Annotated in this window: 12 protein-coding genes and 3 pseudogenes; 8 read left to right on the top strand and 7 right to left on the bottom strand. The window is 58.9% G+C overall.

Going from position 1 to position 24,086, the window contains the following annotated elements:
- Positions 1–81 precede the first annotated feature (81 nt).
- Both A1351_RS03870 and A1351_RS03865 read left to right on the top strand, forming a co-directional pair.
- Entirely contained in the window at positions 82–732 is a 651-nt protein-coding gene (locus A1351_RS03870; RefSeq protein ID WP_245267467.1) for a TetR/AcrR family transcriptional regulator, read from the top strand.
- Positions 733–1,072: 340 nt separating this feature from the next.
- Positions 1,073–2,971: a methanol/ethanol family PQQ-dependent dehydrogenase gene (locus A1351_RS03865; protein ID WP_064032289.1), complete on the top strand. Its 1,899-nt coding sequence runs from the start codon at positions 1,073–1,075 to the stop codon at positions 2,969–2,971.
- 302 nt (positions 2,972–3,273) lie between these two features.
- Here the strand turns inward: A1351_RS03865 and A1351_RS03860 are convergent, their stop codons facing one another.
- Positions 3,274–3,555, bottom strand: a complete 282-nt coding sequence (locus A1351_RS03860; protein WP_024881737.1) for a hypothetical protein — start codon at positions 3,553–3,555, stop codon at positions 3,274–3,276.
- A gap of 466 nt (positions 3,556–4,021) precedes the next feature.
- Here A1351_RS03860 and A1351_RS26095 point away from each other — a divergent pair.
- Positions 4,022–4,522: pseudogene (locus tag A1351_RS26095) on the top strand (chemotaxis protein CheB); the annotation flags it as partial.
- Positions 4,523–4,636: 114 nt separating this feature from the next.
- Positions 4,637–7,303 carry a CheR family methyltransferase gene (locus A1351_RS03850; RefSeq protein ID WP_245291567.1) on the top strand — a complete coding sequence of 889 codons (2,667 nt, stop codon included), beginning with the start codon at positions 4,637–4,639 and terminating at the stop codon, positions 7,301–7,303.
- Between the two features lie 224 nt (positions 7,304–7,527).
- Here the strand turns inward: A1351_RS03850 and A1351_RS24365 are convergent, their stop codons facing one another.
- From A1351_RS24365 to A1351_RS03825, 5 genes are all read right to left on the bottom strand, one after another.
- Positions 7,528–8,847 (bottom strand): HAMP domain-containing sensor histidine kinase, encoded by a 1,320-nt coding sequence (locus A1351_RS24365; RefSeq protein ID WP_064032268.1) that lies wholly within the window; start codon positions 8,845–8,847, stop codon positions 7,528–7,530.
- Positions 8,848–8,878: 31 nt separating this feature from the next.
- Positions 8,879–9,595 (bottom strand): response regulator transcription factor, encoded by a 717-nt coding sequence (locus tag A1351_RS03840; protein ID WP_024881733.1) that lies wholly within the window; start codon positions 9,593–9,595, stop codon positions 8,879–8,881.
- A gap of 807 nt (positions 9,596–10,402) precedes the next feature.
- Positions 10,403–11,914 (bottom strand): efflux transporter outer membrane subunit, encoded by a 1,512-nt coding sequence (locus tag A1351_RS03835; protein ID WP_064032288.1) that lies wholly within the window; start codon positions 11,912–11,914, stop codon positions 10,403–10,405.
- A 23-nt stretch (positions 11,915–11,937) separates the two neighbouring features.
- A complete protein-coding gene (locus tag A1351_RS03830; RefSeq protein WP_026598249.1) occupies positions 11,938–13,104 on the bottom strand; it encodes an efflux RND transporter periplasmic adaptor subunit in 1,167 nt (388 codons plus the stop codon).
- A 52-nt stretch (positions 13,105–13,156) separates the two neighbouring features.
- On the bottom strand, positions 13,157–16,303 hold the full coding sequence (locus A1351_RS03825) for an efflux RND transporter permease subunit (protein ID WP_024881730.1): 3,147 nt from the start codon (positions 16,301–16,303) through the stop codon (positions 13,157–13,159).
- A 593-nt stretch (positions 16,304–16,896) separates the two neighbouring features.
- Here A1351_RS03825 and A1351_RS03820 point away from each other — a divergent pair.
- Entirely contained in the window at positions 16,897–17,970 is a 1,074-nt protein-coding gene (locus tag A1351_RS03820) for a tetratricopeptide repeat protein (protein WP_024881729.1), read from the top strand.
- Between the two features lie 81 nt (positions 17,971–18,051).
- Positions 18,052–18,216, top strand: a pseudogene (locus A1351_RS25730) (IS110 family transposase); the annotation flags it as partial.
- Positions 18,217–18,771: 555 nt separating this feature from the next.
- On the opposite strand, the gene A1351_RS03815 reads toward A1351_RS25730, so the two are convergent.
- Positions 18,772–20,109 (bottom strand): hypothetical protein, encoded by a 1,338-nt coding sequence (locus A1351_RS03815; RefSeq protein ID WP_134188215.1) that lies wholly within the window; start codon positions 20,107–20,109, stop codon positions 18,772–18,774.
- A 1,307-nt stretch (positions 20,110–21,416) separates the two neighbouring features.
- Here A1351_RS03815 and A1351_RS03810 point away from each other — a divergent pair.
- A complete protein-coding gene (locus A1351_RS03810; RefSeq protein WP_198022813.1) occupies positions 21,417–23,129 on the top strand; it encodes an outer membrane protein in 1,713 nt (570 codons plus the stop codon).
- A 624-nt stretch (positions 23,130–23,753) separates the two neighbouring features.
- Positions 23,754–24,050, top strand: a pseudogene (locus tag A1351_RS26090) (IS30 family transposase); the annotation flags it as partial.
- Positions 24,051–24,086 lie beyond the last annotated feature (36 nt).

Genomic DNA, 24,086 nt, shown 5'->3' with positions numbered 1-24,086 from the left:
GCGTCTGGCCGGGGTTTCGATAAAAATGACCACTTGGTCATTTTATGTCAAGCCATGATCCGGCGGAAAGACACGAGAAGAATGGCGAAGCGACCGACAAAGCCCACGAAGAGCGTGGAGCCGCGGCGGGCCGGTAGAGGGCCGAGCCCGGAGAAGACCGCGCAGACGCGCCGCGTCATCATCGACGCCGCGCTCGGGGAGTTTCTCGAGAATGGCTACGCCGACACGACGATGGACGGCGTCGCAAGACGCGCGGGCGTCGCCAAGGGTACGTCCTATCGATACTTTCCGGCCAAAGAGGCGCTGTTCGAAGCGGTGGTGCGGGAGAAGATCGCAGGAGCGTTGATCGACGCCGACCCCGCCAATCGCCGCCCCGACGAGCCGGTGTCGACATTCATACGGCGCACCATGCTCGTGTCGATACGCGAGATCGAGCGCAATGGTCGCGCCGCCATCGCGCGACTCGTGCTCGTCGAAGGCGCGCGCTTTCCGGAGATGACGGAGATCTACCGCCGCGCGATGTTCGAGCCGCTCTTGAAGCAGATCCGCGATTTGGCCGCGACCGCGCGAGCCAGAGGAGAGCTGCGCCGTCCCGAGCTCGAAGACTATCCTCATCTGCTCATCGCGCCGATCTGGTTCGCGATCATTCACAATGGTCTGCTCGATCGCGCCCACCCTCTGGACATCGGCGATTTGTTCGAAGCGCATCTCGATCTCGTGTTCGACGCGTGAAGCCAGCTCCGCTGGCGTCGGCGGATTTGCATCGAGCGCCCGACTTTTGCCCACTCTCGTCATTTTGGAATCGTTTCACGCCGAGCATAGGGCGCCGAGCGCCGCTCGATGACGGACGACAGCCGCAGCTGTCGCAAATTTGCGACAATCGGAAGCGCGTCCCTTGTTCGTGATCTGGCGCGCCACGCCCATTCGATGAATATCGATCTTCGAGCGGCGTTGCATGCGACCGCTGCATGAGCGCGCGGCGGATGGCGCACGGCTTCCCGGGCTCGGCGCCGTCCGCCGCGCATGAAGGGCAAACGAGAAAATAGCCGGCTGCGGAGGAAATGAAATGCAGATGAGGAAACTTCGACTGTCGATTTCGATCGGCGCGCTTGCGCTCGCGGCGAGCGGCGCCTTTGCGGACACGCTGCTCGACCTGCAGAAGGACGCGCGCCAATGGGTGTCGCCGACAGGCGATTACGCCAATCTTCGGCATTCGGCGTTGAAGCAGATCACCACGGCGAATGTGCATAAGCTCGCAGTCGACTGGCAATTCTCGACCGGCGTCTTGCGCGGACACGAGGGCGCTCCGCTGGTCATTCACGATGTGACGATTCCCGCCGTCATCGAGAAAGACGGCAAGACGACGAAAGCAGCCTATGTCACCGACGTGATGTATCTGCACACGCCGTTTCCCAACAATGTCTATGCGCTCGATTTGAGAGATCCAGAGCACAAGGTGCTCTGGAAATACGCGCCACAGCAGGATGCTTCCGTCGTTCCTGTGATGTGCTGCGACACGGTCAATCGTGGACTCGCCTATGGCGACGGCAAGATCTTCCTCGCCCAAGCCGACACGACTCTCGTCGCGCTCGACGCAGCGACGGGCGCGTCTTCCGGCGAGGGCAAGGACAAGCCGATCTGGTCCGTCAAATTCGGCGATCCGTCGAAGGGCGAGACCTCCACGGCCGCGCCGCATGTGTTCAAGAACAAGGTGCTCGTCGGCAACGCCGGCGGCGAATATGGCGTGCGCGGCCATATCTCCGCCTATGATGTGAAGACCGGCGCGCTATTGTGGCGCGGCTATTCGACCGGGCCGGACGACGACACGTTGATCGACCCCGAGAAGACAACGCATCTCGGCAAGCCGGTGGGCAAGGACTCCGGGATCAACACTTGGCAAGGCGATCAGTGGAAGCTCGGCGGCGGCACGACATGGGGCTGGTACAGCTACGACCCAGAGCTCAATCTCGTCTATTACGGCTCCGGCAATCCCTCGACATGGAATCCCCTTCAGCGCCCTGGCGACAATCGCTGGTCCATGACTTTGTGGGCGCGTGATCTCGACACGGGCAAGGCAAGATGGGTCTATCAGACGACGCCGCACGACCAATGGGATTATGACGCGGTCAACGAGCTGCTGCTCGTCGATCAAGAGATCGACGGAAAAAAGCGCAAGACGGCCGTTCATTTCGACCGCAACGGCTTCGGCTACACGCTCGATCGCGTCAGTGGCGAATTGCTCGTCGCCGCGAAATTCGATCCCGCCGTCAATTGGGCCACGAAGATCGATCTCGACAAAACGTCGAAGACCTATGGCCGTCCGATCCTCGACGAGCGCTTCTCGACCGAGGCGCATGGCGAGGACGAGACGACGCGCGGCGCCTGTCCGACGACGCTCGGCTCCAAGGACGAGCAGCCAGCGAGCTACGACCCGAATACGGGCCTCTTCCTCGTGCCGACCAATCACGTCTGCATGGATTTCGAACCGTTCCGGGTCAGCTATTCGGCCGGACAGCCCTATGTCGGCGCCACCGTCGAGATGTTCCCCGCCGATCGCGACAAGGGTGAGACGCATACGGGCAATTTCATCGCCTGGGACGCCAAGACCGGCAAGATCGTGTGGGCGAACAAGGAGCAATTCTCCGTCTGGTCGGGCGCGGTCACGACGGATGGCGGCGTGACCTTCTACGGCACGCTCGAGGGCTATCTGAAGGCCGTCGACACAAAGACCGGCAAGGAGCTGTTCCGGCGCAAGACGCCTTCCGGCATCATCGGCAATGTGATCACCTATGAGGTCGGCGGAAAGCAATATGTCGCTGTGCTTTCGGGCGTCGGCGGCTGGGCGGGAATCGGTCTCGCGGCGGGATTGACGAAGAGCAGCGACGGTCTCGGCGCCGTGGGCAATTATCGTAGCCTGTCGAACTATACGGCGCTCGGCGGCGTGCTCACAGTGTTCGCCCTGCCGGAATGAGCGCCTGCGCGCGGCGCGCCTTCTCGATGGCGCGCCGCGTGCGTCGGCGGACCCCACCGACGCTTGTCCCGAGTTCACGCTGGAGGCGTCGACTCGCGTGAAGAACCCGTAATCGCAGGCTTTCCAAGCTGAAGGCGTATTGGCGCAAGAGCGCCGAGCGAACCGTCGCCGTTCTGATGCGGCCCTCGAAACCTGCGCCGACATCTTCAAACCTTCATAATGCGCAAACTCTTTCGCCGCTTACGAATTTGATCCGCCTCGATCGGAGCCCACGCTAGGCGCTCGTGTGTCCCACCAAGGCATCATGTCTTTGGACGCAAGCTGATATTAGAAAGCTGCTGCACGTCCTCCACACTCAGTGTCCACTTCTCGGTCTGATTGGTCAATTCGTCGAATGTTCGATGTAGCTCATTCTTCGCGACCTGAACCATTTCAGTATCGTCAAATTCTTTCATCTCGAGAAGAATCGGGATTTGGAAAACCAAAGGCTCGCGCTCGACCTCGAATGTTATCTGAACACGGTCTCCTTTCTCATTCGGCGCCGCCGCCTCGATGCGCGCTACCTTGATCTTGAACTCGCCCATATCATCTCCCTCATAACCGCTTCGCGGTCCAATCTCTCTCCGCATGATTGCATCGACGACGCGTATATTTCATCTCGCTATCGCTAAAGCTCGATCGTATTTCCGATGGACCTTTTCGACAGCCTGCCGGCAAGACCCGCCTGCAGTACGTAGGGCGGTGAGACTGGATCGGCGTCATCCGGTCAACGTGAGCGGTGACGTTTCTTGGTTCTTTCGACGCCGTCGACGATATTCATCGAGGGCTTCGCTCGAGCGGAGCGGCTGAGGTCGGCGGCGTTCTTGTTTACCCTGCGGGCGCGTCTCATGCCGCCGCTGCCGCTGACGAAGGAACGCCGTCAGCCGCTCCTCCTCGTGAAATATGATATATTCGCCCGGGAAATAGGCTGCTCGGCATTGCTACGTCACTGATCAGCGTGACATCGAACGCCTCGAAGCGCATATAGAGCCGAGGCGAAAGGCGCTGCCGATGAACCCGGACATATCGTTTCCAGTCGTAGGCGTCGGCGCTTCCGCGGGCGGCATCCAAGCGCTGGAGAGTCTGTTCCGCGCCATGCCCGCCAATCCAGGCATGAGCTTCGTCGTCATCATGCATTTGGCTCCGGATCGGAAGAGCCTGCTCACGGATATTTTGGGGCACCATGCCAAAATGAGCGTCGAGGTCGCTCGCGACGGTCAGCGCCTCGAGAAGGATAAGATATATGTTATTCCGCCGGCGACGGTCCTGACGATCGCCTCCGGGCGGCTTCGGCTGATAGCGACCGACCCAGCCCATCACGAGCGATCGCCTATCGACGTATTCTTCAGCGCGCTCGCTCGCGACCGCGGCGAAACCGCCATCGGGGTCGTCCTGTCGGGGAGCGGCAGCGACGGCGTTCTCGGTATCAAGGCGATCAAGGAGCACGGCGGCGTCACCATGGCGCAGGCGAGCGATGGGTCGGGTCCGGGATTTGCTGGAATGCCAGGCAGCGCCATCGCCAGCGGACTGGTCGATTTTGCGATTCCGGTCGATGCGATGGCGGAAAAGCTCGTCGAGATCATACGCGATCTCGAGGAGCCGGACGATCTCGCCTCGGATCGGCGAATGAACGACGACAGCGGCGTCGTTCTCGAGGCGCGCCAAGCCATCTATTCGATCCTGCGTGATTCTGCGGGGCACGACTTCAGCGGCTACAAGACCAAGACATTCATGCGCCGGGTCCGTCGCCGCATGCATATCCAGCAATGCGAACAGATCGCCGACTATGTGGAGCGCCTGCGCGAGGCTCCCGAAGAGGCGACGGCGCTCTTTCGCGACCTCCTGATCAACGTCACGAGCTTTTTTCGCGATTCGGACGCATTCGACGCGCTCCGAGAAAGCGCCGTTCCGCGGCTGTTCGAGGGAAAAGGAGCGGCCGACACGGTGCGGGTCTGGGTTCCGGGTTGTTCCACCGGCGAAGAAGTCTATTCGATCGCGATCACTCTTCGCGAGCATATGGACGGATTGAGAGTCGCCCCGCGCGTGACCATTTTCGCGACCGATATCGATGACGCGGCTCTGACGATCGCGCGCGCCGCCCGCTATCCCCTTGCGCTGATGGACGGGGTCTCGGACCAGAGACGCAAACGCTTTTTTACCGCCGAGTCCGGCAGCTATGTCGTCGTCAAGGCGGTTCGCGACCTCTGCGTTTTCTCTCCGCACAGCATTCTGCGCGATCCGCCTTTCTCGCACATGGACTTGGTGTCCTGTCGCAATCTGCTCATCTATCTCGGCGCGGATGTGCAGAGGGAAGTGATTCCCATCTTTCACTATTCCCTCCGAGCCAGCGGGATTCTTTTTCTCGGTATGTCCGAGAGCGTCGGCCAATTCTCCGACCTCTTTGCACCGATCGACAAGAAACATTGCCTGTTCGAGGCGCGCGATCCCGGCCGGCGCGTGCGCATGCCGCATTTCACGGCTGGCTTGCGCGCTATCTCCTACCCGGCTCCTGCGTCCGGCAAGACCAGCGCCGGATCCGCATCACAATTGCGGCGCAGCGTGGAGGCGCGCGTCGCCGAAGGATTCGCGCCTCCGCATGTCGTCGTGACCGAGGACGGCGACATCGTTCATTTTTCCGCCCGAACGGGCAAATATCTCGAAGCGGCGCCCGGAGCGCCCGATCGTCAGATCTTCGCGATGGCGCGCAAAGGTCTGCGCCTCGATTTGCGCAGCGTGCTGCGCGAGGCGATCGAGACACGCCGGACAGCGACGCGTCAAAACGTAAAAGTAGAAGCCGATAACGACCACACGGAACTCGTCTCGCTGACTGCCGAGCCCCTGCTGGACCGGGAGGGCGGCAAGGCGCTTTTCTTGATTTTGTTCCAAGCGAGAGAACCATCGACAGCGGACATGATGTCGACCTCTCCGATCGAGCCGGCAGGCGACGCGATGCGGCTCGAAGGCGAGCTGTTCGAGACCCGCGAACGACTTCAGGCGACGATCGAGGAATATGAGACGGCTCTCGAGGAATTGAAATCAGCGAATGAAGAGCTGATCTCGATGAATGAGGAGACGCAGTCTACCAATGAGGAGCTCGAATCCTCGAAGGAAGAGCTGCAATCGCTCAACGAGGAGATGAGGACCGTCAACCATGAGCTGGAAAGCAAGATCGACGATCTGGACCGAGCCAACAGCGATCTGAGGAACGTGTTCGCGAGCACTCGCATCGCGACGATCTTCATGGATCGTAATCTCGTCATCCGGACCTTCACGCCTGCGGCGTCTCAAATCTTCAACATCATCCCTTCGGACGCCGGGCGACCGCTCACCGACCTCGCGGCGAAGCTCGACTACCCCGAATTGACCGCCGACCTTCTCGAGGTGCTGGAAAGCGGGACCTCGATCGAGCGGCGCGTGCACAAGAACGACGTCGATGCGCCCTATTATCTCGCCCGCCTCACCACTTATCGTGGAGGCTCTCAACAAATCGACGGAGTCGTGGCGACCTTCATCGATGTGACCACCACGACGCGCTCCGAAGAGAAGGTGCAAAAACTGCAAGCAGACCGATTGATCTCCATGAAGGAAATGGGCACGGGCCTCGCCCATGAGATCAATCAGCCGCTCTCGGCGGCCGCGACCTATCTCCATGCGGCGCAGCGCTCGTTGAAAATACCGTCGGAGCGGCGCCCGGCGAGCATCGAAAGCATTTTGGGAAGCGCTGTCGAGCAGGTGATGTGGGCCGCGCAGGTGGTCGATCACTTGCGAGAATTCGTCTCCCGCGACGAGCCGAAGAAAACCTTCTCGAGCGTGCATAAGCTGATCGAGGAGGCCTATGAGCTCACCCTCCCGACTGCGAAACAGTCCGGAGTCCGTGGAACAATTCGTTTGAATGCGAAGGACGATCGCGCGCTCGTGGACAAGGTGCAGATCAAGCAGGTCCTGATCAATCTGATGCGGAACGCGATCGATGCGATGAGCGCGTCGGATAAGCGCGAGTTGACGATTTCGACGTCCTCGGTCGCGGGAGAAATGATCCGCATCGATGTCGCCGACACCGGTCCCGGCGTGCCGGACGAGATCAAGGCGAAGCTGTTCGAACCTTTCGTCACGACGAAGGCGCGCGGGATAGGCGTGGGATTGTCGATTTCACGCAACATCGTCGAAGCGCATTACGGAAAGATTTGGGCCGAAGCCAATCCGGAAGGTGGAGCGATCTTCAGCTTCACGCTGCCTCTGGAAAAGTCGGCTGTGGGCTCAGGCGACGAGGCTCGAAGCCCAACGCAGCCATGAGAAGCCGAACAAATCGATGCTCATCGACCGGCTGTCGCGAAGCCGTGCCGGCAATCGTGAATGTCGCATGTCCGCGCATCGGGACATGGCCGAGTCTTTGCGGCCGTCATGCGCCGAGTCCGACGCTATGTTCCCGAGTGCGAAAAGCGATGGAACTGCGTCGCGCGCCAAGCGGAGGATCGTCGCGTGTCGACGAGACCTACTCTGTCGCGCTGATCGTTGCGCTATCGTGTTCTTCGGAACAGTTGGACCAGGAAAGCGCAGCCCCGGTCGGCGTCTTTGATTTCGACCTCGAACCCATGGAGCCGAATAATTGCGGCAACCAGAGTCAAGCCGAGTCCGCTGCCTGCGGCGTGTCTCGTCTCCCGAGATCTGTAAAATCTCTTGAAGACTTGGTTTCGTTGATTGGCCGGTATACCGGGGCCGGAGTCATGAATTTCGACGATCGGCCCCTGTAACGTGCTCATCACGCGGATTTCGACCATCCCTCGCTCTGGAGTGAATTTGACGGCATTGTCGATCAAATTCGCGAACGCCTCCAGCAACAAGTCCCGATCGCCGCGAGCAAATTCTTCCGTCTCATTCCGAACGACGAGCTCTATCGCCTTGCATTCGGCCGCAGGCTGGTAGAGCTCGACCAGCTCTTGCAACATTTCGGAAACGTCGAATTCGCTGAAGTGCGTATCGGTCGATCCAGCTTCGAAATGAGCCACACGAAGCAACGCCGTAGTCGCATTCAAGCTCTGATCCAGGTTGTTCAGCGCTTGCTCGATCCGGCCTTGCGCTTCGAGAGGCAAGACAAAATCGGACTGCACTTGCTCGAGGTGGGCTCGTACGCGGCCAAGCGGTGTTCTCAAGTCATGGGCGATATTATTGCCGACGTGTTCCAGCTCGTGCATCGCCGCCTCGAGCTGAGCGAGCATCTCGTTCACAGAACGCGCCAAGCTGTCCAATTCGTCGTTCGAATTGCTGATCGTCAAGCGCTCGTGCAAGGCGCCTCTTTTGATCTCGTCCAATTGCTGCTGGGCTGCTCTGAGCCGCCCACTCATCTTACGGCTGCTGAAGGCGCCGATCATCAAAGCGACGAGCGAGAACGGAAAAACGCCCTCCATAAAGACGCGCTTCACGGCCTCTTCGAGAACGGCGACCTCGGGCGTTTCTCGGCCGATCACGAGAATCCGCTGATCGGGAAGCCGCGTTCCAACGAAGAGGGTCTGTGTCGCAAAACCGCGTTTAGAGCGCACATTCGGGTCGAGTATGAGATGCGCCTTGCCATCTAAAAGCAGGCTCGATGGAATCTCGTGCAGATTCCCTTGCGCGTAAGACCCATCGCGTTCGAACAGGCCAGATACAGACAATCGATAGGCCTGATTATAGGCCTTGTCCTCTAGGCTCAGGTTCTTCTGTCCTTCGAGATACGCGGAAATTCCCAATGCCTGAAGCTCCAAAAGGGAGCGAAATCGTCCAACTTCCCAGGTCGATAAGTTCCAATACAGAAAGCCAAATAGCACGAATGTACCCATGACGTAAGCGATCACGGCCATGATCGCTCGGCGGAACGATGGCCAGGATATTTTAGCCGTGGTGGTCAAATATATGTCCCTGACCTCTGACATTGAGGAAAAATCGGCTGGTGCTTCCCCCTTCGATTTTGTGCCTCAGCTTGCTGATATGCTGGTCGACGACGTTGGTTTGCGGCACAAAGTGGAATTTCCATACATCCTTGAGCAGCATTTGCCGCGTCACCAGCCGGCCGGCGTTCGACATGAAATATTCGAGCAGTTGGAACTCGCGTGCCGACAGCTCTATCTTTTCGTCGCCGCGAAACGCCGTGCGTCGCAGCAAATCGAGCGTCAGCGGGCCGACTTGAAGCTTGGTGGCGCTGCTCTGCAACGGTCTTCGCAGCAGCGCATCGACCCTCGCTCCCAGCTCCTCGAGACTGAATGGCTTGATCAAATAGTCGTCTGCGCCAGCCTCGAGACCGAGAACTCGCTCGTCGACGGCGTCTAGCGCGCTGATAATGAGAACCGGAACGTTGAAATTTTGTCGGCGTAGCTCCTGAACGATGTTGATTCCATAGACTTCGGGCAAGATGCGATCGATGACGAGGATGTCGAAGCCTCCCTCGCCGACCTTGGAGAGGCCTTCGCTTCCGTTGCAGATATGCAGGACCTCATATTGTCGCTTTGCCAGCGCGTCGATAATAGCGCCCGCGAGCTCCTCGTCGTCTTCGACGAGCAGCACTTTGGCGCGCGGCGAGAAGCCTGGCTGCGAAGCTTTATCGACGCTCAACGCTTTTCGTCCCCTTCCACGATCACTGGCGCTCGCGGAGCCGCTTCCCAGACGTCGCATTGGCGCTGTCCCGGACGCTGTCGGGGGAAGACGGCTCGGCATTGCACTGGCGACATCGCTCTTTCGATGCCAAAGAATAAGCTACGTAACATGCGACATACCGCTACACAAACAAAATATCTAATCACATGTGCGCCCCGTCGCCGCGCATTGCGCGGCGAATGGCATGGTCAAAGCCAGGATATTGCTTAGACATGGCCGTAACCAATATTTACATAGATGATCGTATCGCGTCATTCTGGCGCTCCATGGCATGTCATATGTAACTCTATGCGTTTTCATACGTAGGCCTGTGTTGCGTTTACATATGAATGCCGAATATCTAGCGCACGCCAAATTGCGCCGAACCCGCAGATCAGCGGGCCTCGCCGTCGTAGCAGCCGTCACTTTCATGAGTTGCGCGCCAGAAGGCCCTGTTGCCCGGCTGGGCGTCCGGCGACGGCGCAGTGCGAATGCAGTGCCCGGCGTGCGCCCACCAGTCCTGCAGCTGATCTTTGCGATCGAGTGGGTTTATTCCTTGCTTCGGATGTCGCCAGTGGACACAATCTCCACAGGATAAGGTCGCGATTGGACGATCTGGGCTCCATTCGCCACATGCATCGTCTGCGTGGGTGCGCGGCCAATGCGCGACTTCGTCGCAGCTACTGCTCGTGCTCGGAGCGCGTCGGTGGCAGCTGCCACCGTCTCTCTCCATACGCCTCCAAAAAGCGCAGCTGTCGCAGCGCGGCTGCGAGCGTAACCGAGCCGTCATGGCTCGCCTCCCGTTTTCCCATTGCTGGACAGAGCGGCAGTCAGCGGATTGTCGAAATGCCGAAGGTCGGCGGACGACCAGCCGCCACCGAGCGAGAGCATCAGCGCAATCGCCGCCTGGAGCCTCTTCCCTTTGAGGCTCAGCAAAGCCTCTCGCGCATCCAGTGCCGCTGTCTGCGCTGTGATCACATCGAGATAATTGGTGGCGCCGTCTCGATAGAGGACGAGCGAGATGTCGAGAACTTTTTGCGTCGACGCCACGGCCGCGCCGATGCTTTTCTCTTGCTTGGCGAGCCAGCGCAAATTCGAGAGACTGTCCTCGACCTCTTGGAAGGCTCGCAGCACGGTCTCCCGGTACTCGGCGACGGCGTGAGCATGACTGGCCTTCGAAGCGTCCAACTCGGCGACGCGTGCGTCGCCGTCGAAAATCGGCAGGGTGATCGCCGGGCCAACCGACCAAACGCTGTTTTTGAAATTGAGCAGACTGAGGCCGGTGTCCTGCGTTCCGCCCGAAAGATTGATCGTCAGCCGCGGGAAAAACGCGGCCCTCGCCACACCGATCGTCGCATTCGCCGCCGCCACTCGTCGTTCGGCGGCGGCGACGTCGGGCCTGCGCTCGAGCAAGGTGAGCGGAACGGCCGAGGGAATCGTCGGCTGAGCATTGGATCGAGACGAAGGTCGAATCGAGAACGAAGATGCGGCTCTGCCGACGAGTGTCGCAATCGCGTGTTCATACATTGCCCGCTTCGCTTCGAGCTCGGCTCGACGAGCGCGCGCGACCTCGAGCTGCGCCATCGCCCGTGGCTCATCGGAAGGGGCGCCGACATTGCCTTTTACAAGCGTCTTCGTGAGATCGAGCGCCAACGCATAGCTTGCGACGACGTGATCATATAGGGCGATCTCGCTGTCGACGGTTCGCAGCGCCACGTAGTCGCGCGCTACTTCCGCCTGAAGGCTGAGACGGATCGTTTCGAGATCGGCCGCGCTCGCTTGCACTTGCGCTTCTCGCGATGCGATCGAATTTCTGACCCTTCCCCAAAGGTCGACCTCGTAGCTCGATTGCAGGCTCAGCAAATTGTTTCCGTAATGGGATGGCTGATCGAATGGCCGGCCATCGATCAGCGCCTGCTCGAGTCCTTGCGGCGACGCCACGCGATTGGAGTTTCGAAGCGGTCGATGCGCAGATTGCTTGTTCGACGAATAGCTGTTGCTGAAATCGATCGTCGGCATAAGCCCGGCTTCGGCTTTTGCCGCAAAGGCGCGTGACTGATCCAGTAAGGCGACAGACGCCGCCAAGCTCTGACTGCCGGTGTCGATTTGCGCTTCGATCTCGTTCAGCGTTCTGTCGTTCAGGACGCGCCACCAGGGTCCTCTCGACTGGTCGTCGCGCGGGCGTGCTTCGGCCCACGATTTGTTCTCCTTGAATTTTGCCGGCGTTTCCACGTCAGGAGGGGAATAGTCCGGTGCGAAGCTGCAGCCAGAAAGGGCAACGGTCAGAAAGGACAGCATCGGCAGCAGCCCAGAACGAACATTCATTTTCTCCGCTCTCCGCGGACAGACGACGCTTCCTGGCCGTCGACCGTCGGCTGCGAAATCTCGACGACATCGCCGTCTCTCAGCAATTCGGACGGATAGTCGATGATCTTATCCGTCGCCTTGACGCCGGACGTCACCAGAACCTCGGTCCCCAGATCTCGATCCACAAAAAGTTTCTTGAACGAAACTTTGTTGCCCGTCCCGATCGTGGCTACCCGCAGCTCGTTGCGCCGGAACAGCAGAGCGGTCGCGGGAATTCGGATGACGTTGGGGTCTTCAGGAATCTGAAAATGAACCTCGGTAAACGAGCCGGGCAATAGCGCGCCATTGCTATTGTCCACGAGCAGCTGAACGAGCAGCGTCCGCGAGCTTCCGGCGATTGCGTCGGAGGTGGCGACCACGGAAGCGTCGAACTTCCGGTCGGGATATTGTGAAAGCGTCAAGGTCGCCGTCATCCCTTGCTTGATACGGTTCGCGAAAGATTGCGGAACGCGCACATAGACGCGCATCTGATGAATGTCGGCGATGTCGAAGAGCTCGATCGGGTTTCCCGGGCCGACCAATACGCCCACGTCGATTTTTCGCGCCGTCACAATGCCGGAGAATGGGGCTGTGATCGAGGTGAAGCCTTTCAGCGCCTTCAGCCGATCCATATTCGCGCGAGCGGAAGCGACATCGGCCAATCTCGTGTCGACTTCCCCTCCCTTTTCGTCAACGCTCTGTTGCGACACCGCGGCGGAAGCGCGTAGCGCGGCCCATCGCTTCGATGTCAATTTGGCAAGCCGCGCTTGCGCCTCCGTCTTTTCCAACTCGCTTTTCGCCTGCTCATATTGCTGATCCAGCTCCGGAGCGTCGATCGTCGCGAGGACCGCGTCCGCCTTCACGCGAGCGCCGATGTCGTAGTTCCAGCTTTTCAAATAGCCGCTCACCCGCGCGCGAATTTGCGCCTCGTTGAACGCCTTGACTTCTCCGGGCAGGATCAACGCTTGCCCGCCACTCGCCGCCTTGATCGTAGCCAGTTGCACCGAAGGCGCAGCCTGCCTCTGCGTCCAATCCGCCAGTCGCGCTTCTTCGCGCCAGCGCAGAGCTATGCCGCATGCGCCCAACGCCACCGCCATCAGCGCGCCGAGGATCGGCCACAGCATGCGTCGTCCCATGGTCATCGGCGCGGTTGCCGAGACATGTGTAGGCCGATCCGATATCCATATGGGTTCATTACTCATCCGATGTCCTCGAGCCGCGTGTTTCAGAGTGGATAAGCGAAAAAACGACAGGAACGAGGACAAGCGTCGCGACCGTCGACCACATGAGTCCTCCGATCACCGCGCGTCCGAGAGGCGCATTTTGCTCGGCGCTGAGCGCCATGGGCGCCATGCCAATCATCATCGCGAGCGACGTCATCAAGACCGGTCTGAAGCGGGAAAATCCGGCGTCCACCGCTGCCGTCAACGCTTCGGCCCCTTCCGCCAAGCGGCCGCGGGCGAAGCTCACCACCAGAATGCTGTTCGCCGTGGCGACGCCCATGCACATGATCGCCCCGGTCAAGGCCGGAACAGACAACGTCGTAAAGCTCAGGAACAGGACCCAGACGATCCCCGCCAATGCTGTGGGAAGTGCGCACACTATGACGAAGGCGTCGAGCCAAGACTGAAAATTTACGACGATCAGAAGGTAGATGAGCACGATAGCGAGAGCGAGCCCGCTATAGAGCTGCGCATAGGTCGCCGTCATGGTCGAGACCTGTCCGCGCAACGCGACAGTCGAGCCCGCGGGACGTTGCGCCGCCATCTCGTCGAGAATTTTCTGGACGTCGTCCGCGACCGCTCCCAAATCGCGTCGGTGAACACTAGCGTAGATGTCGATCGCTTGCTGAACATTATAGTGCGAGACGACCGCCGCGCTCTGCCCGCGGGAGATGTCGGCCACGCCTTGCAAGATTTGCGGGCCTTTGGAGGACGACATCGGCGTCGTCCGCAGCGCATCCATGCTATTCAGCCACATCTGTGGCGTCTGCGCGACGATAGGATAAGAAACGCCATTCTTCGGATTGAGCCAAAACGTCGGCGCCGTTTGCACGCTTCCCGCCAAGTTCACCTGCAGAGTCACCGCGATATCACGTTCCGTCAGTCCGACGTCGAAGGCGGCTGGCCGGTCGACATCGACGTTGAGAGTGGGCGTGTTGAAGGCTTGCTGAATGCGCGCGTCCGCGATGCCAGGAATTTTGGCGATCCTGCGAAACAGCTGTTCGGCGTAGGCGCGGTTGGCGTCGACATTGGTCCCGCTGATCTGCACATCGATGGGCGCCGGCAATCCGAAGTTGAGAATCTGCGTCACGATGTCTGCCGGGAGAAAAGCGAAAGAAACCCCCGGGAAAAGTCTCGGAAGCCGTTCTCGGAGGAGCTCGGCGTAATGTTCTGTTTCCTGCTCTTGGCCCTCGCGGAGCGTGATCATGACGTCCGTGTCTGCAGCGCCGATCGTTCCGGAGTTGCCGTACGCGAGATTGATGCCGCTGATCGGCAGTCCGACGTTGTCGACAATCGACTCGAGCGCGGAAGGTGGAATGAATTGGCGGATCGCCCCCTCGACTCGGTCGCAGATTTTCGTCGTCTCTTCTATCCGAGCGCCGGTCGGCGCCCGAAGATGCAGCTTCAGCTGCCCGGCCTGAACGGTGGGAAAAAAATTACGTCCGAGGACTGGCGTCAGAACGAAAGAGGAAAGGACCACCGCCATGAAGGCGGTGACGAAGGCGCGTGGCCGCAACAGAGCTGAATCGAGAAATCGCTTGTATTGCGCCCGAACCGCTTCGAAGCGGCGCTCGAAAGCTTGCTGGACACGCGCGAGCGGATTGGCCGATCGCGAGGCTCGTTCGTGATGGTTGACCGGGGTTGAGAGCAGGTAGTGCGCGAGAGTCGAGACGAGCGTCCGCGAAAGGACGTAAGAAGCGAGCAGCGCAAAGAGGACCGCTTCCGCCATCGGCCTGAAGAGGTAGCCGGCGACGCCGCCGAGGCCGAACATAGGAAGAAACACAATGCAGATGCATAGCAGAGAGACGGTCGCCGGGATAATGATCTGGCGAGCTCCGTCCATGATCGCATCCTCGATCGCTTTGCCTTGCTCGAGATGCGCATTGATGTTTTCGATGGTGACAGTCGCATCATCGACGAGAATTCCGACCGCCAGCGCCAATCCACCGAGCGTCATGACATTGATCGTTTCGCCGACGAGCGAAAGCGCGACAATGGAGGACAGGATCGCCAGCGGAATCGAAGTGATGATGATGATGGTCGAACGCCAGCTACCCAGAAACAGCAAGATCATAAGCCCCGTCAGCGTGGCCGCCATCAGACCTTCGGTAATGACGCTCGAGACAGCGGAGTTGACGAATGTAGACTGGTCGCCGACGGCGACGAGCTGGATTTCTGACGGCAACCCTTCGCGAATCTTCGGCAGCAAGGAATTCACGCCATTGATGACGTCCAATGTCGAAGCCGAGCCGGACTTTTGGATGGCCAAGAGGACCGCCGCTCCGCCATCGACGCGAACGACGTTCGTCTGCGGAGGGCTTCCGTCGTGGACAAACGCGACATCTCTTACGAAGACAATTGCGCCATCGGCCGCCTTGATAGGGAGATCGTTGAGCTCCTCGATCTGCCGAGGAGCGTCGTTCAACGACACGACATATTCATAGACTCCGATTTTTTGGGTGCCGACGGGCAATATCAGATTCTGGCGCGCTATCGCGTCGACGACGTCCTGCGCCGACAGCCCGTAGGATTGCAGCTTACGTGGATCGATATCCGCCAGAACTTGGCGAACCTTTCCGCCATAGGGAGAGGGAACGGCGGCTCCGGCCACGGTCGCGAGCTGCGGCCGAATGAAGTTTTGCGCATAATCGAACAATTGTGTCTCGGACAAAGTTCGACTCGATAGCGCGAGCTGGATGACCGGAACGCTAGAAGCGTTGAACGTCAGCACGTAGGGGGGCGTAATTCCGGCCGGAAGAAACTTCAGGACAGTCTGCGACGCCGCCGTCACCTGCGACAGAGCCGTGTCGATTCTCGCGGTGGGCTGGAAGTAGACTTTGACGATGCCGTATCCCGCTAGAGACTGCGACTCGATATGCTGAATGTCGTTGACCTGAGCGCTCAGCGCGCGCTCGTAGAAATATATGATACGACCGGACATGTCTTCAGGCGGCAGGCCATTATAGGTCCACACCACGCTGATCACGGGAATGCCGATGTTCGGAAAGATGTCGGTCGGCGTGGACCTCCATGCCTTCACGCCGAAGATCAATATGAGAAGAGCGGCGACGACGAATGTGTATGGACGTTGTAGGGCGACGCGAACGATACCGAGCATAGCAGCTTGCATACCGGGCGGAACTCCGATGATGGATCGTAATGATGGCGGAGCCACACGGCCCGTTGAGGTGAGGCCTCTGTGAGGATTTGCGGTTCATTCGCAACGCCAGTTCGAGACCCGACAGCAAAAGGAAAAGCGCTCTTTTCCCGTGGGTGAATGTCGGCCCAAAGCAGCCAGGCTGCAAGCAATCAAATATAAAAAAGAAATTAGAGATCAGAGAATTGAGAGCGATCGGCAGAGCGGCCCGACTAAATTTTTTTTTAATAACCCGCAGCGAGGGGGTTTGCTAGGAAAGCATATGCCTAGACAGAGCCGAATACGACCTGTTTTGGCGGCGGCGCGCGTCGGGGGAGCGAGTGACGCCAGAGTGCGCGAGCAGTCGAGCTGCGGCTTGTGCTGAACAGCGTGTCCGACGCGACCCCTCTTGTAGGCGTCGGCTTTCGGAAGGAAACGTCGGCCGGCTCAGAAGGTCTAGGTCCGTCGAAACGGGTGACGGAGCATAGCGGTAGATCGCTATTTCCCTCGCCAATGCGCGATGCGGCCTCTGCCGTCAGGGACGATCTACGCTCACAATGCCTGATGGGGTCATCATGAGTTCCGATATTCGCTCGAAATTCGCCTATACGCCGGATCATTCGAAGATAGATGCGGAAGGGCCGATGAGCGCGCCAAATCCGAACAGCGTCGAACGGCTTTTTATCGGCGCCAAGAAGCTCATGGATCAGGCGGCGCGCGCTTTCGAGCGGCAAGACTACGCGCGCTCGAAAGTGTTGCTCCTCGACGCTCTCGGCGACTGCGAGGCGTCGAAGCAATCTGGTCATCGCGATAAAGTAGATATTCTGCTCCGTCTGGCGTTGACCGAAGGCAAGCAAGGAGATTTGGACGAAAGCAGAGAAAGCCTCCGACGCGCGCTCGTAGTCTTCGAGGAGAACGCAGGGACGGACAAAGTCGAAGTGGCCGAGCGCTTTGCTGAAGCGGCCATCGTGTTGCACTCATTGAATGAGCGCGTCGATGCGAAGATCTATAGCAAACGCGCATTGGCGATTTTCAACGAGCTGCTGGACGAACAGCACCCCGAGGTTCTCGCCTGCCTCGACGGGTGTGTCATTATTCACGTTTTATGTGGGAACCATAAAGAAGCGGCGAAGCTGCTCGAGCGCGCATTGGCATACCGCGAGCAGGCTGTAAATGTGACGCGAAAGGACATAGCGGCGTTCCTCGATCAGTTCACGGATCTCTTCCATACGCATGGTGGCGGCGGCGAGGTCGAACCGTTTTTGCGAAAGGCGCTGTCGATCCGTGAGACATTGCTCGGTCCCGAGCATCTGCATACGTTGATGACCTTGAACAAGCTCGGATTGGCGCTGTTCGAAAAGGGAGCTTACACGGACGCTATGCTGATATTGGAGCGCGTCTATGCGACCTGCGAAAAGACGATGGGGTCCGCGCATCCGGACACGGCGACGTGCTTGAGCAATATCGGCGATCTGCTCTGCGCGACAGGCCATCTTGCGGAAGCGCAGCTTTGGTTCGAGCAAGCAATCAGCGTGCTCGAAAGGGTTCTGGAGGTCGAGCAATCGACCCGCAAGCGGATGCCACGAAATTTGAAAAGGCTTAATAAGAGCGCGGATCAAGAAGAATATTCGGGTCAAGAAGGTCATTGAAGCTCGGATCGTCGAGCAGACGAACGACGATGTAGCTCACCCATGCTTCAATGACGCCGGACGTCATTTCTTTTCATGTCGATCCATGAAATCGCATGGAAAGCGCAGGTCCGCTTGTGCCCACAATATCGCCGAATGCTGCTGGCGTGCGGCAAGAAGGCGATCACCGCCATCGCGCGCGAGCTCGTCGGCTTTCATTATGGGCGATCCACGCAACAAGTCGAACCGAAGACCAGTGACGCGTAACGCGCACACAACGACATCGAGGCAGCGGCCAGGGCTTCGGCGCCGTTCAAGGAATCCTCCGCCGAAATTATGAGCGGCGCGACCGAACTCCGCGTGTCAGACCGAGGCTCCCCTACGACGAAGGCTTCCGTAAATGCGGCGTCCAACCTGCCAATGAGAAACGGTTGGACCGTCGAAATCACGCGGGCGTAACGTGTCTGCCTCGCCGAACATGTTCGCCCTCGCCTCATAGGAGACGGGGTGGATCGCAGATAGCGCTTGAAACGGTCATAAGAATTTTGACGCCCGATTGACAGCGCGGTCGCCAATTAGGCGTTGAGCAGCGCGTGCCGGCGATGAAATGGCCGCGGATAAGACTGGCGGCGAGGAACAGGCTTTCAATCAGCGTTTGGGAAAGCGGAGGAGAGTTTCAGCCGCCCGGTCGTGACCGGGCGGCGTTGGTTCGTCGATCGCGCCGCGTGCTCAAACCGAGGCCCCTTTGCCTATGTGTGAACGTGACGTTTTTATTGCTTTGCATGAGAGGCAGGGGCTCTGGGCGAGCGAGGACGCGGGCTCTCAGTTGAACGGCATGTAGCGGAGGCTCAGGAAGATCATATTCTCAGTCGCCTTGGGCGCGCCTCCGACGCCGATGAACGAGTCCTTGATCGTGTAGGAATATTGGGCGCCGACGCGAACTTTTCCGCCCGGGCCGTCATAGAAATTATGCCAAACGCCGCCTGTCAGCTGGCGTAGCGATTTGGTCTGTCCGACGCAGGAGCCGATGAGCCCGTAGGGACCACCGGTGTAAGAGCCCTCGACGCTACAGCCGCTGTTCACAAAGCCGGGATTTCCGTAGCCGAACGAATAGACTCCGCCCGCGAGATACGCCGTTTTCGGCAGGCTGACGGTCGAATATTGGGCGCCGGCGAATTCACCGCCCGCAAAGGCGTAGACATCTGTTTTCGGAGTCGGATGGACCGTCACGCCGACGAGCAGCTGACGCTCGTGAATGGGTTGCGGCGCGCCCGTCCAGTCGAAAGTGGCGTCCGCGATCGAGGCCGAGCCGTAACGCCCGTTGGCGCGTCCCGTGATGCCGGACAATTGGAAATCGACCAATTTCGGAATCACCGGAACCGTCACGCCGATGAAGCCGCTGCCCGCCCAAACATCGTGGTTGCCGCCGAAGGTGCGATCATTGAGGTTTCGCAACATGCCTCCGCCTTCGATGTGTATCTTACGATCGAATAGCGTCGGATCCCATGACGCTTTCGTCATCAGATCCGGAACATGGTTGAAGGTGACCGCATTGAGGCTGTTATAGAGCGACCCCCCGATCGGGTTTTGGGAATAGGCGCCGGGATAATATGTTCCCGGGAGCGTTTGCGACACGCCATTTGCGGGAATGGGCGCCACCGTGCCGGTAAAGTTCATGCCCGGCGCCGCGAAGTTCGTGTAAGCCGCCTCGGCGCCCACGGCGATTTGCAGATCATATGGGAGATCTTTGCTGATGCGCACGCCGGGCTGGCGGGACCATGTATAGCCGGGCAAATACTGATCGTCGATCACCGGCGGAACCAGAAATGCGTCGGGAGTTGTGCCGCGGGAGTTCAGCGATGCGAGAGAATACATCTGACCGGCGGAGACGTGGAGGCCGTAATCGGAACGGTCCAGGCTCGTGTAGAGCTCACGGAAGCGCAAATTGAACGAGTCGCTCTGCGTGAGATTCGCAGTTTGCGCCGCCGAGAGGAAGTCGGCCGCGAAATACAGTCTCGCGTGCGTTTCGTCGTCGAGATTGGCGTCGGTTTGCAAAGTGAAGCGGCTGCGGCGCGCCGTGAATCTGGTTTCGCCGTCATGGGAGGTCGGATTATTCGCGTAAGGGATGTTGCCGAAAGGCGTCGCGAGGTCTGCGCCCATAAATCGATCGCGATGCACCGCGCCGAATTCGAAAAAGCCTCCGGGCTTGAGAGTGACATTCTTGTAATGGAACACGTCGGGCCATAAGGCATCCGATTTCGCAGAACTCGCGTCGCTCTTTGTGACGCGCTCCACCTCGCGGTTCGTCCCTTTTCGATCTTTCGTTTGCGATTCGAGGCGATGCTCAAGGCGTCGGACTTGCGCCTTCAAGGCTTCCATCTCCGCTCTCATTTCGGTGTCGGAGGCGGAAGCCACAGAGTTCCACGAGGTGAACAATACCGCCAGCAGGACGGAGCGAGGATCTCTTGCGAGGCGCTGGCGAGCATTGCTGCTTCTCGAGTATTCGACTGTCATTGCCGTGTTGATCACTTTTTTCATCCGAGCACCTCCCGACTTAACCGGCGCCGGACTAACGGCAAGCGAATGACGCTCCAATGAAGAAATATTAAATTATTTTTTAATAACGCTTGCGAAGCGCGTTGTGTAATGCACTACTTAATGTGGCGCCGGCTCATGGCCTTGTGAATCTATTGTGGCTGGAATCGTGGGCTATATGCTGTAACGCTGCGCTCTAATTGTCGCAGTTATAACTAGACACAAGGCTACAATACATGGTTATGCTAGAAAATCGTGGGTGCGCTCGCGCAGAGGTCGACCGCGATACACGTAGCTTCCCGATTGTCAGCGTCGAGCGAGCGATCTTCGAGGGATCGTTATCGCAGACGCGACTGCAGGTAGGATGACGTTCAAATCTCTGTAGGTCGGTTGCTTCCACCGCGCACATACGCCATATCCCCAAATAGATATATAGTATCTATTTGGGGATATGGCGTATGTGCGCACTAATGTTCGTATTAATGCTTATATAGATATCGTATTGGCTAAAATAAAAGCGCAATGATGAAATATATATACCTGTTGTACATTTGCAACTGCATGTCACAAATCCGCAGATGTCGCGCTCTCAACGGCAGAACGGGCTTCTCGTCGATATGGTGACGAAATATATTACGGCATGGCGCCGTGCAGGCTCGTCGGAATCTCCCAGAGGATCGCCGGGCAAACGATCGGCGCATCGCCGCTAGATCGGAGATGAGAAAATGAAAAATGGATCGAGATTCCGCTCCCACCTCGTAAATGAAAGCGCCCTGCTGCTCACGCTCGCGGCGAGCGCGTTGGTCGCGCAAGCCACACCGGCCGACGCCGGGCAAGAGTCCGCAATTCGATCTGCGCCCGAACCGGAAAACGCGCCTTCGGCGCCTGTGCCTCTCGGGGTGTTCGGTGACAATTTGCCGGAGCCCGGTCGAGTGACGCTTTCGATCATTCCGAAGTTCGTCACCAACGCCAATTCGCTCATCGGCACGAAACGCGTGTCCTCGCAATATATCGCGGGTACGATTCCTTGGTATTGGAATCCATTCGCCGCGACCTTGCGCATCGTCCCGCAATATCAGTTCATCGAATCGCAGACGGTGACCCTGGCCTATGGCTTCGCCAAGAATTTTTCGATCGTGCTGTCCGCCGGCATGGTCGAGAAGCACTCGCATCTGATGACATTCGACGGGGCGTCCGGCGTCACGCCACGCAGCATGAGCTTTCCCGGCACGGATAGCCTCGAGGATATGACCGCATCGGTCGTCTGGCGGGCCTATCAAGATCCGATCAACCGGATCAAGCTCAATCTCGGAATGTCGTTCCCGACCGCGAGCACCTATAACCAAGGCGGCGTCGTGTCGAGGACCGACGGCACCTACAACATCGGTCGGGCGTTCTATGGGATGCAATCGGGGACCGGCACATTCGATGTTCTGCCGGGCGTTCTCTACGCCGGCGCGATCGCTCCCTGGTCATGGGGCGCTTCATATCGCGCGCGCCTTCCCCTCGCGGTCAATAATGAAGGCTATATGTGGGGCCATTATCAGGAAGCGAACATTTGGGGAGGCTACAGCTGGCTCCCCGGCCTGACGACGACCGTGCGCGCGAATTTCAACATTCAGAGCCCGATCGACGGCAAAGACTATTGGATGAGCGGAAAGCTCCAAAGCGCCAATCCGAATTATTACGGTGGCAAAAGGATCGAGATTTACGGCGGGGTCGATATCGATGGAAAGCTGTTTGGGGCGCCGGGCTATTCCGTCGGCCTCGAAGGCGGCCTCCCGATCTATCAGAATCTCAATGGTCCTCAGCTGGCGCGCGCCTGGCAGGCCGCACTGGCGATGCGTTGGAAACTCGGTGAACATGGACCCACTGTCGCCGCCGCCCCGGTCGGCGCGCTGAAGCGTCCTCTCGCCGCCGCTGCCACGCCTGTCGCCGATTGGCGCGGCTTCTATCTCGGTGTGAACGGCGGCTACACATGGGCCGGCGACACCGAGACGAGCTTCACTTATGGAGGCGCCGGCGGATTCGCCGCACTGGCGGCGGCCGGCGCGCTGGCGCCCAATGTCCATCTCGACAGTCACGGCTTCATCGGCGGCGTTCAGATCGGTTATAACCTCGAGCCGGGCGACAAAACGCTTGTCGGGTTCGAGGTGGATCTGCAAGGCTTGACGGTCGGCAACAGCACCGTCAACTCGTTGCGCGGATCGGGCGCCGACGCGACTTTCCTTCAGGCGCAACGCAATCAGCATGACCTCGGAACGATCCGAGCCCGATTCGGCTATCTCGTCACGCCCACCATTCTGGCCTATGGCACGGGCGGCCTCGCGTTCGGCGAAGCCGTTCTCAACCCGAGCTATTTTAGTTCCCTTCGTTCGCCGGTTCTCAACTTCGGCGTCGGCAACAACGGCTTGGTCGGTTATGTCGACATGCGTTTGGGATGGACGGCCGGCGCCGGATTGGAATGGATGCTCAGCCCCTCTTGGAGCGTCAAGACGGAATATCTGCGTTACGATCTCGGAACGGCGAACACCGCCAATATCGGCCCTCTGTATTATGCCGATAAAGCGGGGCTCTCGAGCGTCGCCTGGAAGGCTCCTATCAATGGGAACGTTCTTCGGGCCGGGCTGAATTATCACCTCTGACGTCGCGTCGCGGCATTCTCCCGTTTCGGGTGAAACGGGAGAATGGCTCGCGTTCTTTTCGCGACCGAAAAATTGCGGACCCGTCGGCGCAAATCTGTTCCGAAAAGTAAGGCGAGCCTCAAGGAATAGACAGTCCTTGGCCTTCTGAGCGGCCCCCGCCATTGTCCAAGATCTCGCCAGCGCCAGGGATATGCTCGTTTACGACCTCGGAGGGCTGGGCGGCATGAGCGGAGCGTTCGTCGTCACGGAGCAACCGGATCCATTTCTGATGCCGAGAGCGCTGATGTGGATGGCAAGCGGCCCGAGCATATTGTCCGCCCGTCGTCGAAAAAGCGATTGCAAGCGCGAGGATGATGTTTACCATGACGTCGCCATCCTATGGTGTTTTGTCCGCGCAAATACAATATAATGGCATGATATCTGCATAACCATATATAGTGTGATTTATATACACAACATGCGCTCGTAATATCGGCTTGTTATGCAAGCATAGTTGCAATGCTTGCATTTGTGAACCGTTTGTGATGCTAGCAAACGCAGCTTACACGAATTTAGCCTCGTAGCGGCATGTTAAGTTGGAATGTTTATTAAATTATATTTTAAGAAGCTGGCTAGCACGAGGAAATGCAGATCGGTCACGAAGCGGTCTCTCAAACCCAGTTCGTTCAGGGACGCGGGAGGACTCCGACGTGAATTGACCGCGCGCCTCAGAACGGCGAGAGCGTCGCGCACACCATGCGCGCGCGTGGTCAAAACCAATCTTTCGTTTCTCCCGAGATCACGACCAGCAACCGTCCGGCCGAGGCTGAAGACACAACCGCGTCAGTTCATTGAGAGGACGATCTGATTCTCGGCTCGAACAGTTCCGCTATCGGAACTCTCGTCTTGAGGACGACGCGCTTTACGTTACTGCGGCGTCTGTTATTCAGCGTGCAAGTTTGGCTCTGACTCACTTCT

This window comes from Methylosinus sp. R-45379 (assembly GCF_001644125.1).
GTDB lineage: Bacteria > Pseudomonadota > Alphaproteobacteria > Rhizobiales > Beijerinckiaceae > Methylosinus.
The sequence above is the reverse complement of the archived record's forward strand: the minus strand, read 5'-3'. Positions and strand labels throughout refer to the sequence as shown.